The organism is Pseudomonas sp. P42 (assembly GCF_017973755.1).
GTDB lineage: Bacteria > Pseudomonadota > Gammaproteobacteria > Pseudomonadales > Pseudomonadaceae > Aquipseudomonas > Aquipseudomonas iridis.
The window spans coordinates 320,249-336,819 of sequence record NZ_JACOPU010000006.1; the positions used below are offsets into that span (position 1 = coordinate 320,249).

13 protein-coding genes and 6 pseudogenes are annotated in these 16,571 nt (G+C 54.0%); 6 read left to right on the top strand and 13 right to left on the bottom strand.

All coding sequences use genetic code 11. The features are described from left to right. Positions 1-990: a chloride channel protein gene (locus H8B20_RS20885; RefSeq protein ID WP_342345716.1), complete on the bottom strand. Its 990-nt coding sequence runs from the start codon at positions 988-990 to the stop codon at positions 1-3. Between the two features lie 188 nt (positions 991-1,178). On the opposite strand from H8B20_RS20885, the pseudogene H8B20_RS20890 reads away from it, so the two are divergent. Further along, positions 1,179-2,305: pseudogene (locus H8B20_RS20890) on the top strand (GGDEF domain-containing protein). A gap of 387 nt (positions 2,306-2,692) precedes the next feature. Then, the gene (locus H8B20_RS20895; protein WP_210624435.1) at positions 2,693-3,058 is read left to right on the top strand and encodes a histone-like nucleoid-structuring protein, MvaT/MvaU family; all 366 of its coding nucleotides are present in this window, start codon (positions 2,693-2,695) and stop codon (positions 3,056-3,058) included. A gap of 44 nt (positions 3,059-3,102) precedes the next feature. Here the strand turns inward: H8B20_RS20895 and H8B20_RS20900 are convergent, their stop codons facing one another. From H8B20_RS20900 to H8B20_RS20930, 7 genes are all read right to left on the bottom strand, one after another. Next, positions 3,103-3,234: a DUF2256 domain-containing protein gene (locus tag H8B20_RS20900; protein WP_210624436.1), complete on the bottom strand. Its 132-nt coding sequence runs from the start codon at positions 3,232-3,234 to the stop codon at positions 3,103-3,105. A 112-nt stretch (positions 3,235-3,346) separates the two neighbouring features. Then, entirely contained in the window at positions 3,347-4,048 is a 702-nt protein-coding gene (locus H8B20_RS20905; RefSeq protein ID WP_210624437.1) for an ABC transporter ATP-binding protein, read from the bottom strand. 25 nt (positions 4,049-4,073) lie between these two features. Then, positions 4,074-4,367, bottom strand: coding sequence for a hypothetical protein (locus H8B20_RS20910; protein WP_210624438.1), 294 nt, complete (start codon positions 4,365-4,367; stop codon positions 4,074-4,076). Positions 4,368-4,457: 90 nt separating this feature from the next. Then, complete coding sequence (locus tag H8B20_RS20915) at positions 4,458-5,456, bottom strand: NADP-dependent oxidoreductase (RefSeq protein ID WP_210624439.1); 999 nt, start codon at positions 5,454-5,456, stop codon at positions 4,458-4,460. A 75-nt stretch (positions 5,457-5,531) separates the two neighbouring features. Continuing rightward, positions 5,532-6,401 (bottom strand): alpha/beta fold hydrolase, encoded by an 870-nt coding sequence (locus tag H8B20_RS20920; protein WP_210624440.1) that lies wholly within the window; start codon positions 6,399-6,401, stop codon positions 5,532-5,534. 108 nt (positions 6,402-6,509) lie between these two features. Continuing rightward, positions 6,510-7,292 carry an SDR family NAD(P)-dependent oxidoreductase gene (locus H8B20_RS20925; protein WP_210624441.1) on the bottom strand — a complete coding sequence of 261 codons (783 nt, stop codon included), beginning with the start codon at positions 7,290-7,292 and terminating at the stop codon, positions 6,510-6,512. A 51-nt stretch (positions 7,293-7,343) separates the two neighbouring features. Next, complete coding sequence (locus H8B20_RS20930; protein ID WP_210624442.1) at positions 7,344-8,444, bottom strand: alkene reductase; 1,101 nt, start codon at positions 8,442-8,444, stop codon at positions 7,344-7,346. A gap of 165 nt (positions 8,445-8,609) precedes the next feature. On the opposite strand from H8B20_RS20930, the gene H8B20_RS20935 reads away from it, so the two are divergent. Next, positions 8,610-9,197, top strand: a complete 588-nt coding sequence (locus H8B20_RS20935) for a TetR/AcrR family transcriptional regulator (protein ID WP_210624443.1) — start codon at positions 8,610-8,612, stop codon at positions 9,195-9,197. A gap of 178 nt (positions 9,198-9,375) precedes the next feature. On the opposite strand, the gene H8B20_RS20940 is transcribed toward H8B20_RS20935, so the two are convergent. Next, positions 9,376-9,930, bottom strand: coding sequence for a restriction endonuclease (locus H8B20_RS20940; RefSeq protein ID WP_210624444.1), 555 nt, complete (start codon positions 9,928-9,930; stop codon positions 9,376-9,378). Between the two features lie 451 nt (positions 9,931-10,381). On the opposite strand from H8B20_RS20940, the pseudogene H8B20_RS20945 reads away from it, so the two are divergent. From H8B20_RS20945 to istB, 3 genes and pseudogenes are all read left to right on the top strand, one after another. Next, positions 10,382-10,873: pseudogene (locus tag H8B20_RS20945) on the top strand (IS66 family transposase); the annotation flags it as partial. 310 nt (positions 10,874-11,183) lie between these two features. Further along, a pseudogene (gene istA / locus H8B20_RS20950) lies at positions 11,184-12,696 on the top strand (IS21 family transposase). 20 nt (positions 12,697-12,716) lie between these two features. Continuing rightward, positions 12,717-13,472 carry an IS21-like element helper ATPase IstB gene (istB, locus tag H8B20_RS20955; RefSeq protein ID WP_210624445.1) on the top strand — a complete coding sequence of 252 codons (756 nt, stop codon included), beginning with the start codon at positions 12,717-12,719 and terminating at the stop codon, positions 13,470-13,472. Positions 13,473-14,359: 887 nt separating this feature from the next. On the opposite strand, the gene H8B20_RS28375 is transcribed toward istB, so the two are convergent. The 4 genes and pseudogenes from H8B20_RS28375 to H8B20_RS28460 form a co-directional block, all read right to left on the bottom strand. Then, the gene (locus H8B20_RS28375) at positions 14,360-14,956 is read right to left on the bottom strand and encodes a methyl-accepting chemotaxis protein (RefSeq protein ID WP_414704614.1); all 597 of its coding nucleotides are present in this window, start codon (positions 14,954-14,956) and stop codon (positions 14,360-14,362) included. After that, a pseudogene (locus H8B20_RS28380) lies at positions 14,948-15,715 on the bottom strand (PAS domain-containing protein); the annotation flags it as partial. The pseudogene H8B20_RS28380 and the gene H8B20_RS28375, both read right to left, overlap by 9 nt. 367 nt (positions 15,716-16,082) lie before the next feature. Next, positions 16,083-16,300: pseudogene (locus H8B20_RS20965) on the bottom strand (transposase domain-containing protein); the annotation flags it as partial. 104 nt (positions 16,301-16,404) lie between these two features. Beyond that, a pseudogene (locus tag H8B20_RS28460) lies at positions 16,405-16,551 on the bottom strand (hypothetical protein); the annotation flags it as partial. Positions 16,552-16,571: the final 20 nt, after the last annotated feature.

The window sequence follows — 16,571 nt, forward strand, 5'->3', positions numbered from 1 at the left end:
TTATTGAGTTGGATTCTTCTGCTTAGTGGCCGCTTCTGCACTCTCGAGAAAGCCTCGCGCCAATTGCTGATACAACTCAGGGCCCATTCTTGAACTGATAGCCTTGGCAATCAAAGCGACGGCCATGAGACTGATCACCATACTGTGGCTGTCAATCATCTCCATCACAATGATCGCGGAGGTGATTGGCGACTGAGTAACGGCAGCCAGAAATCCGACCATGCAGAGTGCAATAGTGGGCTGAGCGGCCAGATGGAATAGCTCTGCGGTATTGGCGCTGACTGCGGCCACTACAGTGAGCGAAGGGGCGAAAATACCTCCTGGAATACCAGAGAAGTAGGTCACTACGGTCGCTAGGAAGCGAGTAATGGGGGCGTGCCACGGCAGGACTATATCGGATGCGATGACCTTAGAGGTAATGCCGTATCCACTACCGAACGACATTCCGCCGCTCAACCAACCTAAGATGGCGACGACCAATCCACAGATGCCGGCAAACCACACCGGGTGTAGTCGCCGCCAAGGGCGTATTGAATGCTGCCGAATACCCACTGCACCTCCCGCCAGAATGAGATTCTCACTGCGTAAGATTTGCGCATCGGGCAACCAGCGGTGAAAAAAGTGCATGATGGATGCCGCAACCTGCACTGAGGTGCGCTCACGCCCCGCCGGAAAGCCGCCTATTAACGCTTGAGCTCCAAAGCTTGTCTTGGCGAAAGCAATGCGCAGTGAAACCAATCCGTTAACGGGCTTACCTTGATGCGCAAGTCGTTTAGCTGCGATTGCCTGAGAAACTCCGCTGCCTTGGGCGCCAACGAAAAGGCGCGTTGTCAGCCAAACTACGAGCATGCAGATCAGTGGGGTATAGATAAGAGGAGGCCACGCTCGCTCGGCGGTACGTTGAGCAAACTGCGCCATGACGATTTCGGTCAGCCTTGCAAAAGCCACCAGCAGCATGCCGGCAATTTTTTTCCGCAATCCATGACGCACCCCAAGTGCGCCGACGCATGGAGGCGAATGCTAAGCTTTAGTCTGTTGCTATTGTGGCTGCCTGACTCGACCTTTCCCGCTGCAAATGGCTTTAGACAAAATTATAAGTTTTGCAGGTTCTCTGTTGTCACCACGATGGCTAAATGCCATATTTTGCTCTGTCGACTTATCATGCTCAGGCGGTTTCTATGGATGATTTTGAGCTTGGAAGTGATCAGGCCTCGGAAATAGCCGGACAAGTTCGAACTGATCGATTGCAGCAGTTATTTCGGCAATCCGGTGCAGCTGTTTTCGGTAGTTATATGGCGGCCGTCATTCTTTGCTGGCTATGTTGGGATCGGTTTGATCACGCTGTGGTTGTTGGCTGGATAGCCTTACTGACAGCGTCGACGTTACTGCGTATTTCGATGTTCATCGGCTATTTTGTGCCCAGATCAGTGAGCGTACGCCAGTCCGGTGGGAAAGCAGGTACTGGTGTACGCTTGTATTGTCCGCCGGGATTTGGGGGGCTGGGGCGTTGGCGGTTATACCGGCCGACGATCTTTTAGCCCAAGCGATGGTTATGCTGTTTACGGTCGGGATGTCTGTTAGTGCTGTGTCATGTTACTCGGCTTATAGGAACATGACGATCGTCTCGATGGGACTGGTTTTGTTGCCGTGTTCAACGTGGCTTCTGTTTCAGCCTTCAACCCTTCAGGTCGGCATGGCCCTGTCTGTTTTTGTGTTTGTATCGTTTGTAGCCAGTGCCACAGGCAAGATGTCAGGAGCGCTAGAAACTGCTTTTCGCTTGACCCGAGAGCTGGAACTGGAAAACAGGTTATCTGTCAGGGCCGCTCGAACAGATGAGCTGACAGGCCTCAAGAATCGTCGCGCCTTTTTCGATGAGGCTCATAAGCTGTATCTAGAATGTAAGGGCAAGGGATCAATCGTGTGTGTGGTGATGCTTGATATGGATCATTTCAAGCACATCAACGATTCGTACGGTCATCAAATTGGAGATCAAGTGCTGCGGCAGGTGGGGGCGGCCATCAGTGCTTCAATCCGCGAGACTGACGTTCATGGCAGGCTCGGTGGCGAAGAGTTCGCTATATTGCTTCCTGACACGGCCCTTGATGTCGCAATGAGTATTGCGCAAGAGTTGATTCAGACCATCGCCGAACTCAAAGCTGAACCTGTTGAACGAATAACTGCCAGCCTTGGTGTAGCGTCATCGGCTTTCACTGACGAGAGCCTCTACAGCTTGATGAACTCTGCCGACAAAGCGTTGTACAAGGCGAAATTTTATGGACGCAATCAAATTGCTGTCGCTGAATAGCTGACTCGCGCTTTCTGCACATCCCCTTCTCACAAACAAGTTCTGCGCGAAAAGGTGGTGTTGCTCACAGATGTGTTCAGCAGAATTGTCCTCCCGCGCCACTGAAGGTCAACTGCCTACACTAGCAATTTGAAAAAAAACGACCGCATTAACTCATCGAAAACGGCCTGCATAGCAGGCCGCAAAACGGTTAAGTCTCAATGTTTGAAAGCTTGGAGAGTCTGTTACCTACAGCGAAGCTGTAATTTCCATCACTCTTGTGGGTAAGCTCACCGCGTAGACGGGAAAATACTGTTGAGTAATTTGAATCTGTATGCGGTGATTCTCAACAATCTCAAAAGACGTTTTTGATGTAGTCTTGAGGTACAAACCACATCGAGAACTTCCATGTCTAAACTTGCAGAATTTCGTCAGCTCGAAAAACACCTTGCGGAACAGCTTCAAGCCCTCGAAGCTCTTAAAGGCGATGCAGGTCTTCAAAAAGAAATTGATTTCGAAAAGAAGCTGCGCGATTTGCTCGCAAAATACGGCTACAGCCTCAAGGACGTGATCAACCTGCTAGATCCACAAGCAGGTCGTCGCGCTCCAGTAGCCGAGTCCAAAGTGGGCAGTCGCAAGCCTCGCCAGTTGAAGGTTTATAAAAACCCTCACACAGGCGAAGTCGTAGAAACCAAGGGGGGTAATCACAAAACACTGAAAGAGTGGAAAGCTGAGCACGGCTCTGCGACTGTTGAGTCTTGGCTCAATAAGTAATCTTAGATTGAACGATAAAGGGGACTTAATGGCCCTTTTTTAATTCAACCTTTGCTGCGCCGGCAGCGCTCCGAGCAGTAGCGAACTTCATACCAGCAGCTTACCCATTTCTTCCTCCATATGAAGGGAAGGCCGCAGGTCATGCAGGTTTTGACTGGCAGAGCACTCTTTTTCACAATGAATCACATTCATCAATGCCCTGGACGTCTTGGCAGCGCGCGTGGTTGCCTTGTGGGTCAAGATTAGTCCGCTGGTTTAGCATCGTGACCTCACATAAAACGTAAAAATTTATCTTCCGACAGCCTGGCTCCCAGGCGCAATCACTGACACTGGGTAGATCGCTGTGAATGCGCCGGCATCGACGCTCAGCGCCCTGCAATCAACCCCATACACCTGCGCGAGATTTTCTGGGGTTAATGTGGTTCTCGTTGGGCCGCAGCAATGCACGATGCCCTGATCAAGCATGAGCGTGTCGTCGGCGTATCGACTGGCCAGATTCATGTCATGGAAGATCGCCAGCGTGACGATTTTGTGCGTGCGTGTGTACTCGCTTACGGCATCAAGAATCTGCAATTGATTGGCTAGATCCAATGCCGATGTGGGCTCGTCCAGCAGGAGCAATTGCGGACTGCGAACGAGCGCAAGGGCTAGGGAAATCATCTGTCGTTCGCCCCCGGAAAGTCGCCCTGGCTGGCTCTCGGCGAAACGTTGCAATCCAAGTAGCTCAAGCAGTTCAGCAGGCTTGAATCGCGCCTCTGCGTTGGTCTTCCAACTGCGCGCCTTGCCTTGCTGTGCGAGTAGCAAGAGCTCGTAGGTAGATAGTCGTACATCAAGATGTGCGAGATGGAGTTTGTGCCCAAATTTGCTCTCAATGACGCTCAGATTCCGGGGGTTCTGGACGGTTTGTCCAGGCAAGCACTTGAGAGCTAAGTGACGAAATTCGAAGTGGCATTCACGGCTCAGCTCGGGGCTGAATACGGAATACGGCAAGTCATAGCAAAGTGCTGGTTCGACGCTATTGCTCCAGCATTAATTTGCGCCAGGCTATTATTGGAGGTGTTGGCAATGCAGGTTTGGAATGCAGCTCAATTTTTCTAGGCTGTGAAACTGGGTTAATAAAGGGCATTTCTGATGAGTGTTTTTCACGTATAACTAAGCCAGACGTTTCGTCCGGGAGGCTGGTTGAATTAGCGATTAATGAGTCGACGGTGCATATTTGACCTTCACCTTCACCTTCACCTTCACCTTCACCTTGAGCTGATTCAGGGGGCAGCACGGATTTACGTGTATTAAAATTATCGACAGTCATTACCCTAATTTCCTAGCCTGCTCGCATACGTCTATCTGAAAACGATATGAACCCTCGTCCCGAGCTCCAGTTATCGAGTGTCAGTTGTAGTCATATGAGCTTGATGATCACTTTCCCTTTGGCTCTGCCCCGTTCGACATAGCTCAATGCCTCAGCCGTGGACTCAAACGGGAAGGTTTGATCTATCACAGGTGTGATAGCTCCGGACTCGACAAGCGCATTGATTTTGTTCAATTGAGCACCGCTCGCGCGCATGAACACGAACGAATACCTGACGTCCTTTTTGCGAGCTTCTCTGCGTATACCACTGCTCAACAAACGCATTACCCAACCCAGTCCCCAGAACAGCTTTTGCTCCTGTGCGAACTCTGCTGTCGGAGGCCCCGAGATGGAGATGAGCTGGCCACCAGGCTTCAGAATTCTGAGTGATTTTTCCAGCTCGACAGGGCCGAGGCTGTTCAATACGACGTCGTAGTCGCGCAGGACTTCTTCGAAGTTCTGCTGCTTGTAGTCGATGACAACGTCCGCACCTAACGCTTTAACCCAATCCACGTTAATTGTGCTGGTCGTGGTCGCGACGAAAGCGCCCAGATGTTTTGCAAGCTGGATGGCAATTGTGCCGACGCCACCGGAACCTGCCTGGATAAAGACTTTTTGCCCTTTCTTCAGCCGGGCTGTTTCAACCAGCACCTGCCAGGCAGTCAGCGCAACCAAGGGTAGGGCAGCCGCTTCTTCCATGCTGGTATTTTTGGGTTTCAGCGCGAGGGCGCTTTCCTCAATCGCGATGAGCTCAGCAAAGCTTCCTATATGCGCCTGGGGAGGGCGGGTATAGACCTCATCACCGGGTTTGAATTTGCTCACGCCGGGCCCTACGCGAACGACGACGCCTGCTAAGTCGTTTCCCATAATCAGCGGGAATTTGTACGGCAGGATCAGTTTGAATTCACCTTTGCTGATCTTCGAATCCAGCACGTTGACGCTGCTGGCATGCACCTTAACCAGGACGTCGTTGTTTCCTGGTTCCGGTTCAGGCACCTCGCCAATACGTCCATGACTCTTGCCGTAACGGTCGATCAGGAAAGCTTTCATGATTCAGTTCTCATGGATTCAGTGGGATGGCAGCCTGCGCAATTCAGAGGCTACTTAAAGGCGATCCGAACGTGTTCAGGCATTCAAAAAAGCCGTCGCTCTCGTCACAAAATCAGAATGGTATTGGAAGATGCCGCCGTGACCCGCGTCGGGGTAAATGATCAGTTGCGAATTTGAAATACGGTTTGCCAACTCGGCAGAGTTCACAGTGGGAACCATGATGTCGTTATCGCCGTTTACAATCAGCGTGGGTATCTGGATCCGGCTGAGATCCTGAGGCTGTTGCCGGCCCCAGGCTTGAATCGCCTTTAGCTGCCGCATGAAGGCGGTAGGCGTTGGATTCTTGTCCCGGTCTTTCTTACGTTCCTTCAGTTGATCTAGAAAATCCGTGGCAGCTTTTTGTCCATCGGCTGTACCGGTGAAGAAAAGGTAAAACTTCGGGTCGCGCAATGTCACAAGCCCCTTAAGCATCAACGGCCACGACACAGACCACACCTTGTCGATACCTTGGCCGCTCGTCGGCCCGGTACCAGTCAGAATAAGTTTGCGCACTAGCTCAGGCGCTTTCATCGCGATGTCCTGTGCCACAAATCCACCCAATGAAAAACCCAGCAGGTCGACTTTTTTGAATCCAAGCGCGCGGATCACGGCGATTGCATCGTTCGCCATTTCACCAACGGTCAGAGGGGCGTTTCCACCCGATGCGCCGATTCCCCGGTAGTCAGTGGCAATGATCCGCCGAGTGCTGGCCAGTCCATCGACGATACGTGGGTCAAAGTTATCCAAGACCGCGCCCCAATGATTCAACAGAACGAGCGGCACCCCGTCTCTTGGCCCCAAGTCACGGTAGGCAAATGCTGTTCCTTCGACAGTCACCCGCAGGTTTGCCGCGCAGACGAACTGCGCCGGCGATCCAAGGTCACGATTTGTGGCTTCAACGATCATGTGCACACCATGCCCTGATGAGGGCGGATGAGTGAATTTAAGGCAATCTGCAGCAAGCGCCTTTACATCAAGGAATGCGTATCAGCGCCTGCAGCGTGACAATCACGCCTAGGCTTGATAGCGCTCGGCGACTACAGACTGGCGAATCTCTGAAAGCAAACCTTGGCGGGCAGCCTGCAACGCATCCCAACGGGCGGCGTCTTGTAACGGTGGAATGGTCACAGGCTCGCGACGATCAAAACCAACCAGTGCAGCATCGACCAGATCTTCCACGCCCATTACTTCGCTCAAGGTGTTGATGTCGATGCCTGCGCGCTCCCAGATTTCCGTGCGGGTGGCCGCAGGGAGAACAGCCTGCACGTAGACGCCTTTGGGCGAGAGTTCGAGGCTCAGCCCTTGGGATAGAAACAGCACAAACGCCTTGGTTGCACCGTAGACGCTCATGCCAAATTCCGGTGCCAGCCCCACCACGGAGCCAATGTTGATAATCGCGCCATTACCAGCGTGTGCAAGTCGTGGAGCGACTGCGCTGGCAAGTCGTACCAATGCGGTGGTATTGAGCGCGACCAGGTTGGCAACGCTGTCCGTGGATTGCTCGATGAAGCTGCCGGATTGGGCGGCGCCCGCATTATTTACCAAGATGCCGATACTGGTGTCATCACGCAGTCGAGCTTCGACGGTCGTCAAATCGGTGGTTTGAGTTAGATCAGCCTGGATCACATCAATGGCAACGCCGTGTTTCTCACGCAGACGGGAAGAAAGTGCTTCTAACCGGCCTTTGTCACGGGCGACCAACACCAGGTTGTGCCCACGTTGGGCAAAGCGCTCGGCGTAAGTCGAGCCAATGCCTGTCGAGGCGCCGGTAATCAGGACGGTTTCAGGGATGCTCATAAATAGATGCTCTTGAATGGTTGGCGATCAGCGATTTGGTTTTGCAACTGTTCAGCCCTGCGCGGAGCTGGATTCGGCAAGCGTCGGGTAGTCGATGTAGCCCGCTGCACCGCCGCCATACAGAGTGGTCGGATCAAATGCGGCTAACGAAGCATCGGACTTGAGTCGTTCCACCAAATCAGGGTTGCCAATAAACGGACGACCGAAGGCGATCAAATCAGCCTTATCGTCGTTGAGTCGGGAGGCCGCAAGGTTCAGGTCATAGCCGTTGTTGGCGATGTAGGTATTTTTGAAGCGATGGCGCAGGGAGCCAAAATCGAAAGGGGCGACGTCGCGAGGGCCACCCGTTGCACCTTCAACCACGTGCAGATAAGCCAGGTCAAAGGCATCAAGCTGATCGACAACGTAATCAAATTGCTGCTGCGGATCACTGCTTGAAACACCATTGGCAGGTGATACTGGGGAAATACGAATTCCCGTTCGATCAGCACCGATCTCGTCCACCACTGCAGCAGTGACCTCGAGCAGTAAGCGAGCACGGTTTTCAACCGAGCCACCGTAGGCATCAGTGCGAATGTTGGAGCCGTCCTTGAGGAACTGATCCAACAAATAGCCGTTTGCGCCGTGGATCTCTACGCCGTCAAATCCCGCAGCGATGGCGTTTGTCGCCGCTCGGCGAAAGTCATTTACAATCCCAGGCAACTCTTCGATATCAAGAGCCCGTGGGGCTGAGACATCTGCGAAGCTGTTGTTGACGAATACCTTCGTCGCGGCTTGCAGGGCAGAAGGTGCTACCGGAGCGGCGCCGTTTTCCTGAAGGTCGACGTGAGATACGCGCCCGACATGCCACAGTTGCAAGAAAATGCGTCCCCCTTTGGCATGAACGGCCTCGGTGACGGTACGCCATCCCTCTATCTGCGCCTGCGTATAAATCCCTGGCGTGTCTTGATAGCCCTGACCTTGCTGTGAGATCTGAGTAGCCTCGGAAATCAGCAGGCCTGCAGACGCCCTCTGACTGTAATAAGTGGCAGCGAATTCGCTCGGAATAAAGCCTTCCCCAGCTCGGTTTCGCGTCAGTGGCGCCATTACGATTCTGTTGGAAAGCGTCAGCGAGCCAAGGGTGTAGGGCTCAAACAAGGTCTTGTCGTTCATGTCGATTCCATACGTGTTGATCAGTGACGGCGATCTGCGCCGTGTTGGCAAAGGCGTGCGGGAGCTGATTTATGATGTCGGTCACAATCAAAGCTGTCAACGATTTTGATTATGATCGACATCAGAGTATAGTCAGGCCATTGTTTAAGAGGCATAAGGCGAGAAATGAAGATCACCAAGACGCAATCAATCGCCAACCGAGCTCACATTGTGGAGACGGCTTCAGAGCTATTTCGTGAGCGTGGCTACGATGGTGTGGGTGTGGCGGAGCTGATGGCGACTGCCGGTTTTACCCAAGGGGGCTTTTACAAGCACTTCGGTTCCAAGGCTGATTTGATGGCCGAGGCAGCTGAAAATAGTCTTTCAAAATCGCTCTCGAGTACCTGCAATCTCGACATTCCTGGATTTGTAAATCTGTACGTGTCTAGGGATCACCGAGACGGCAGGGGAGTGGGTTGCACGATGGCAGCCCTGTGTGGCGACGCCGCCCGTCAGTCAGATGATTTGAAGGCGACCTTTGCCAGTGGAGTTGAAAATACGCTTGCAGCACTCGAGGAAAAGTACACATTGGGACTGGATGTGACGAAGCGAGAGGCTCGAGCGAAAATGATCGACCTGCTGGCCCATGCTATTGGCGCGGTCATGCTGTCGCGTGCGTGTCCGGATGACTCCTCCCTCGCTGATGAAATACTGGAGACTTGTCGTGCTGAGATAATGACGTCATTACCATCGAGTAAAAAAAGTAGCGCATGAGTGGCTGACCGATACAACCCCGAGATGTCATCGAAACAGGACGTTAGGTCTCGCAGTTTTAAGTGACGGAAGGATGAATGGCGTCTAAACCGTTGAGTCTTGGCTGTGACTCATCCGGTAGGCTGGTCGAGTTAATGATCAGTGGAAACGGCACCGATTTTTGAATATGGAGATAGATCTAGTCACCAAATATCTCATCGAGCTCCGTTTCAGCACGACCCAAGGATTTCATCGTGATGTTTCCAGCGTCATTTTCACCGACATGCCATAGTACAAACTTCGGGAGGTTTAGCCAGGCCGTTGGCTGTGTCACCACAGGATAAGCTGAGCGGGTTTCGTAGGTGGCGGCGCCATTTATTATCGATACCAGAGCAATACTGTGGGCTGTTGCATATTTTATTGCTCCGGATTGAAACCCCGTGGTGGTGAACAACATCCCTTTATGAGCGCCGACGGATCTCACCTTGTCGTGCAGTTCTTGAACCAACTCCCGCTCGACCGCGTTCCGGTATTTTTTGCACTCAATCAGCACGATGAATTCGGCCCCTGCAAAAGCTTGGAATTTCGCCAGCACGTCGATCTGGTAGGTAGAGTCGTAGGCCTCGACCTTAACGTCGTGCTTGATCTCCAGCGATTTCAGTTCACCTCCCTGTTTGAGGATCCAGTCCCTGACCAAGAGCTCGAATTCAGTGGCGGTAATTTCGAGATTGGGATTCGCCATTGGTGGGAACATTTGTCGTCCTTAAACTGAGAGCTTGCCCGTTCGGCTTTAGCTAGCCGGGAGGGTTCCTGCATCAACTGCTGCTGTGAGGTTACTGCGAGGTAAGCCAAACTTCCATTTTTCCTAACCTGCCCACCTCGAAAACAACAAGCTGAGCAAAAGGCACGTGAAGCTGGTGAGATTGCTGCGAAGCAAATTTCGCGCGCGGCCTGGAGCACATTGGCGATGCTTCTGTTGGGGGCGGCTCTGAGCCTCTTTGTTGGTCGCATGGCTTTGACCAAACGTAGCATTCCTACAGCTTGATATAGAAAAGAGATAGGAGGGCGGCAGGGACGTCGCTTTTCCTTTGTTTTGGGCGGGGAGCTGAAAGCTCTGCTACGCAGCTCATCAAAATTGAACTAATCACCTAGGGACGATGCCCGAGGTGTTCGTGATGGCCTATTAGCTCTTATTCGAGAGACGCCATGCGCGCCGCAAATTCTTCGAACTGCATGTAGCCAATAAAAGCCAGTTGGCGGAGCAAGCGTTGCAGTCAATCGTCGGTCTGTACGAGGTCGAGTGACATGCCAGGGAAATGAGCGAAGAAGATCGTTGGCGATAAGCCAAGACACAGCGGGGCGCATCGCTGAAAAGCTGCATGAGTGGGTGCTGGCCCAGCTTGAACTTGTGCCTGAGGGTTCGGCCACGGCTAGAGCTCTGGATTACAGCCTCAAACGCTGGGTAGCGCTAACGCGCTACTTGGAAGATGGTTCTGTGCCCATCGACAACTGCCAGATCGAGAATTTGATCCGGCCGTGCGCGCTCTGACGGTCTAACTGGTTGTCTGCGGGATCGCTGCGCATCAACGGGCATGATCCGTATGCTTATGTTAAAGGATGTGCTGGCGCGGCTGCCGACGCAGCGGGCGAGTGAAATCCATGATCTAATACCTCACGTATGGAGGGGATTCGAATAGGACTGTCTATACTTTGCAGATCTGACCCAGCATCAAACTGGTGAGGTAAACATGGAAGTACGGCCTATCAAACTTAACGATCTCCACGCGTTTTACCCCGTCTTTTGTGAGGTGAGTGCGGATTCCACGCGCACTTGGACACCCATTCCACGAACACTTGGATAGCGATTCCACGCTGATTTGGACACGAGCACTTGGACAGTGATTTCTCACTGATCCGACCCACGCTCAGGCAGGCGGCAACGCAGGACTATTCACTACCATCGGCCTCTTTTATCGAAGTGAAGAGGTCGTCGTGGAGCGTATATCCATGCGTAAAATCCGAGAGGTACTACGCCTAAAGTTCGACGCCGGCCTGTCCGCGCGCAAGATCGCCGCCAGCCTGCGCATCAGCAGCGGCAGTGCCGGCAATTACCTGCACTGTTTCAACGCTTGCGGGCTGACTTGGCCGACATCATTGTCGGACGCCGAGCTGGAGCGATGCCTGTTTCCGCCAGCACCAACAGTTCCCAGCGATCAAAGGCCGATGCCTGATTGGGCTTGGGCGCATGCCGAGCTGCGCGCCCCGGCGTGACTCTGGCTCTCCTCTGGCAAGAGTACCGACTCGCCCATCCGCAAGGCTTTCAATACAGCTGGTTCTGCTAGCACTACCGGCTCTGGGCCGCCAAGGTCGACGTGGTCATGCGCCAGGAACATCGCGCCGGCGAAAAGCTGTTCGTCGATTACGCGGGTCAGACCGTCCCGATCATCGACCGGCGAACCGGAGAGATCCGCCAGGCCCAGATCTTCGTCGCCGTCCTCGGCGCCTCCAGCTACACCTTCGCCGAGGCGCCTGGTCGCAGAAACTGCCCGACTGGCTGGGCTCGCACGCCCGCTGTTTTGCTTTTTTCGGCGGCACCGTACAGATCCTGGTGCCCGAAATCTGCGCAGTGGCGTGACCAAGGCGCACCGTTACGAGCCCGATATCAACCCCAGCTACCGCGATCTGGCCGAGCACTACGGCGTCGCCGTATTGCCCGCTCGCTCACGAAAACCCAAGGACAAAGCCAAGGTCGAAGTCGGTGTTCAAGTGGTCGAGCGCTGGATCCTGGCGGTGCTGCGCAATCGTCAGTTCTTTTCGCTGGGTGAACTCAACATTGCCATCGGACTGCTGCTGGATCGCCTCAACCAAAAGCCCTTCAAAAAGCTGCCCGGCTCACGCCGCTCGGCCTTCGAGACCATCGACCAACCGGCGTTGCAACCGCTACCAGAACACCCTTACATCTACGCCGAGTGGAAAAAGGTGCGGGTGCACATCGACTACCACGTCGATGTCGACGGTCACTTCTACTCGGTGCCATACCAACTGGTGAAGCACCAACTCGAAGTGCGACTCACGGCCCAGACCGTCGAGTGCTTCCACGCCAACCAGCGTGTGGCCAGCCACCTGCGCTCGCCGCACAAAGGCCGCCACACTACCCACACCGAGCACATGCCCAAAAGTCACCGCGAGCACGCCGAATGGACACCGCAACGGCTGATCCGCTGGGCAGAGCAAACCGGGCCGAACACGGCTGGCGTTATCGCCTACATCCTCGAGCGCTGAATCCATCCGCAGCACGGCTTCTGCGCCTGCCTGGGGATCCTGCGCCTGAACAAACAGCACGGCGAAGCGCGGCTGGAAGCCGCGTGCCAGCGTGCGCTGGCACTGGGCGCATGCAGTTACAAGAGCCTGGAATCGATCCTGCGCCAACGGCTGGAACGCCTGCCGCTGGCTCAGCAAACCCTGCCGCTGCTGCCCCGACGAGCACATCAACCTGCGCGGCCCCGGCTACTACCACTGACCTGAAAAAGGAGCACGAACATGCTGCCCAACCCGACCCTCGACAAGCTACAAACCCTGCGCCTGCACGGCATGATCAAGGCGCTTGGCGAACAACACGCAACGTCTGACATCAACGATCTCAGCTTCGACGAGCGCTTGGGCCTGATGGTCGACCGCGAGCTGACCGAGCGCGAAGACGCCCGCCTGACGACTCGCCTCAAAGCCGCCCGACTACGCCACAACGCCTGCCTGGAAGACATCGACTACCGTAGCCCGCGCGGCCTGGACAAGGCGCTGATCCTGCAACTGGGCAGCGGTCAGTGGCTGCGCGACGGCCTGAACCTGATCATCGGCGGCCCAACCGGCGCAGGCAAAACTTGGCTCGCCTGCGCGCTGGCCCACAAAGCCTGCCGCGACGGTTACAGCGTGCGCTATCTGCGGCTGCCGCGCTTGATGGAAGAACTAGGCCTGGCCCACGGCGACGGGCGCTTCGCGAAACTGATGGCGGGTCATGCCAAGACCGACTTGCTGATCCTGGACGACTGGGGCCTGGCGCCGTTTACCGCAGCGCAACGGCGCGACATGATCGAACTACTGGACGACCGCTACGGCAACCGCTCGACGCTGGTGACCGGCCAGATGCCGGTGGACAAATGGCATGCACTGATCGGCGATCCGACCTTGGGCGACGCGATCCTCGACCGGCTGGTGCATAACGCTTATCGGATCGAACTGAAGGGCGAATCGATGCGCAGACGCGCAACGAAATTGACGACGGCAGGGACTTCAGACTAACAATGCAAACCTGCGTCGCTGCGCTCCGACTGCCTGCCCAAGTGGATGTGGATCATGTGTCCAAGTGAACGTGGAACGAGTGTCCAAATGATCGTGGGCTGAGTGTCCAAGTGTCGTGGAATCCGCAAGGTGAGCGCTGAGGGTCGTTACTCGGCACGGCCAAGCCCGCCACTATTCAAGTAATAGAACGTGCGTTAGCGCAGGTGTTGGAAAATCATTGGCCGGTATATGTGAACGAGCATGGCCGTCGGCTCAGCTGAAGCCTATCCAGATAGTTTTTGCCCGCCAGGCGGAAGCGAATCGATTGGAGTTCTGGGAATGCAGGGAAAGCGAGAGTACCGCCGGAGTGGTTATGGATTTGCTTTAACTTTAGCGGTGATAAGACATTGTCGGGGGAGGTGGTTTCAACTCTGTCGACCGCAGTGTTTTCAGGTCAAACACGGCAGCCAGATCACTTTACAAAAAGCTCGGTTTCACGTGGGTCGAAGATCTCCCGCCTTGCAAACTTACATGCGGTACAGTTGAGCAGCCATCAAAATGCGGCTTGCACTCTGATTGCAAGGTTGTTGGCAGACACCGCGAAACCATTGACAACGTGTGACGCCGACCGCGCAGTGCGCAAGCTCGTTCGCTGGCCGCTTACCTTCCTCAGCGCTCATAAATCATCTCCATACAAATCAAGACTGGCTTCTGCTTGCGGATTTCGCCGTGCCGATACTCAAATAAGGAAGTGGGTGGAGCGAGCAATGGCCAAGATAGTTGATAGGGCCGCCGAGTAAGCTGTAGGTTAGAATTGCACGCAACGAACTAGAATCCATGGAGCATGATCCATATGCTCATTTGAAATGATATTAATCAGCAGAAGCCCGACTGTAGGTGCGGGCAGGTCAGCCCACCCAGCCTACTGCTTTCTTAGGGATCACCTCAGACTCATCCAGCTTGGAGGCAAACATGCTGACAGCCTCTACAGCATCACTTGTGCCCGTACGGATTTGCAGAATCACCATTCCCGCTTGGTCAGCAAGCGAGACTCCTCTCTGGGCACCTTCGTGGGTGGCATTCATGCTAGCGACTGCTTCTCTGGTCTCAGATAGAATTTTACCGATCATTTCAGCAATCTCAGTCGTGGAACGACTTGTTCGGCCCGCCAACTGACGTACCTCATCGGCCACAACTGCAAAGCCGCGTCCTTGGTCGCCCGCCCGGGCTGCCTCAATTGCTGCGTTGAGCGCCAGTAGGTTGGTCTGATCAGCGATGCCCCGTATCGTGTTAACGATGGCCGTGATCTGCTCTGAGCGATCTCCTAGCTGGCCGACCAATCGTGCGGAAGATTCAATATGATCCGCTATGAGTCGCATTTCTCTGGCGGTTTGCTGAATAACTTCAGCACCTTGTTCGGCGACTTTTTCGGTTTCTGCAGAAATATGATAGGCACGTGAGGCACTGCGGGAGTCCTCTTCAAATTTCTCTACCCGCTCCGTGATGTCGCTGGCAAATTTGACTATCTTCGCCAGTTTTCCTTCTGCGTCATAGACTGGGTTGTAAGTTGCCTCCAGCCATACGACGCGTCCATGCTTGCCAATCCGCTTGAATTGTCCGCTAAAATACTCGCCAGAGTTCAACCGCCTCCAAAAATCTGCATATTCGTTGCTGTTTACCAGTTCAGTATCGCAGAACATTCTATGTTGTTTACCTTTGAGATCGCTATGAGCGTATCCCATGGTGCTCAGAAAATTTTCATTGGCATTGAGAATGTTACCTTTCAGATCAAATTGGATGACCGCCATGGCGCGATCCAATGCTGCGAGCTTGCTGCTAGCTTCAGAATCGTTGATGACCTTCTGGGTTACGTTAAAGGCGTATTTTACAATTTTGCCTACCTTTCCCTCTCGATCCAGAATTGGGTTGTAACTGGCCTCAAGCCATATCGTTTGTCCTTTCGCGTTCACGCGCTGAAACGTTCCCGATATGAATTTACCTGCCCGTAGTTGGTTCCAAAACTCAGCATACTCCGGATGGAGGACGAGCGAGGGTTTGCAAAAATCCCGGTGTGAGATGCCGGTGACCTGATCAGCACGGTATCCCATCACCGTGAGGAAATTGTCGTTCGCGCGAATCACCTTACCATCGAGACCAAGCTCGACGATGGCCATTGAAACATCCATTGCGGAAATTAACCCTTTATATTCAGAGACTTCTACAGATTTTGACGCGAGCTTTTTCTTGATATTTGAGTTGAACATGCCGTAACCTCTCGTTGGTTTTTTCCTATATCTGATATCGGCCGTAATTAAGAATCCTTTATAGGCGCTGTCAGGCTTACCGTAGAAGTGACTTTGGCGTCGGGGCCAGGAAGGTTGGTTGGCCGGATGCTTAGTGCGCCAGTTAAAGCTGGCGGAGGATAGTCGGTGAAAGTTCGATACTGGTAAGAAATGGCGAATCAACCAGACCCCGATTCATACATGTTGCACCGTGAGGTGCAGGGTGAAGCGTTGGGCGATGGGGGCCGCGTATTTGAAGCGGACGCGATCACCCTTATCGTAAGGATTTCCATGCGCCAACGAAGCTCTTACTCGAAGCGTATGAATCCGGCCATCACGCCTCGCATGATTAAACCGGTTGCCACTTATGCGGCAGCAACTTATCTCGCTCGCCCGCTGCGTCGGCAGGCGCGTGAGCAGGTCATTCAAATAAGCATATGGATCATACCCATTCAGTCGCGAAGACTGAATCAAACTCGTGATCGCCGCCGCCCGTTTGCCACTGCGCAGCGATCAGGCGAAGAGTCAGTTCTTGCGCCCAAGAGCCCATGGCCGGATCTGGTTGTCGGGTAGTCAGACGCGGTTACCCGCGTCCAACCCCGTAAGAACCGTGCATGCGAGTTTCCCAGCACACGGCTCAAGCCTCTACAAAGGCACTTTTAAGTACCCGGCTATACCTCTTTGAAATTGGCGTACTGCTGATCTCTGGGGCAACGTAGATGGTAGATCTCAAGATTGACTGCGGCGTCCGTCCCGCCGTCGCCCAACTTTACGATGTGGCGACTATGCCACGGCGTATCTTTGGTAACAGGCTTATGACAAACAGAACATAGGCCGC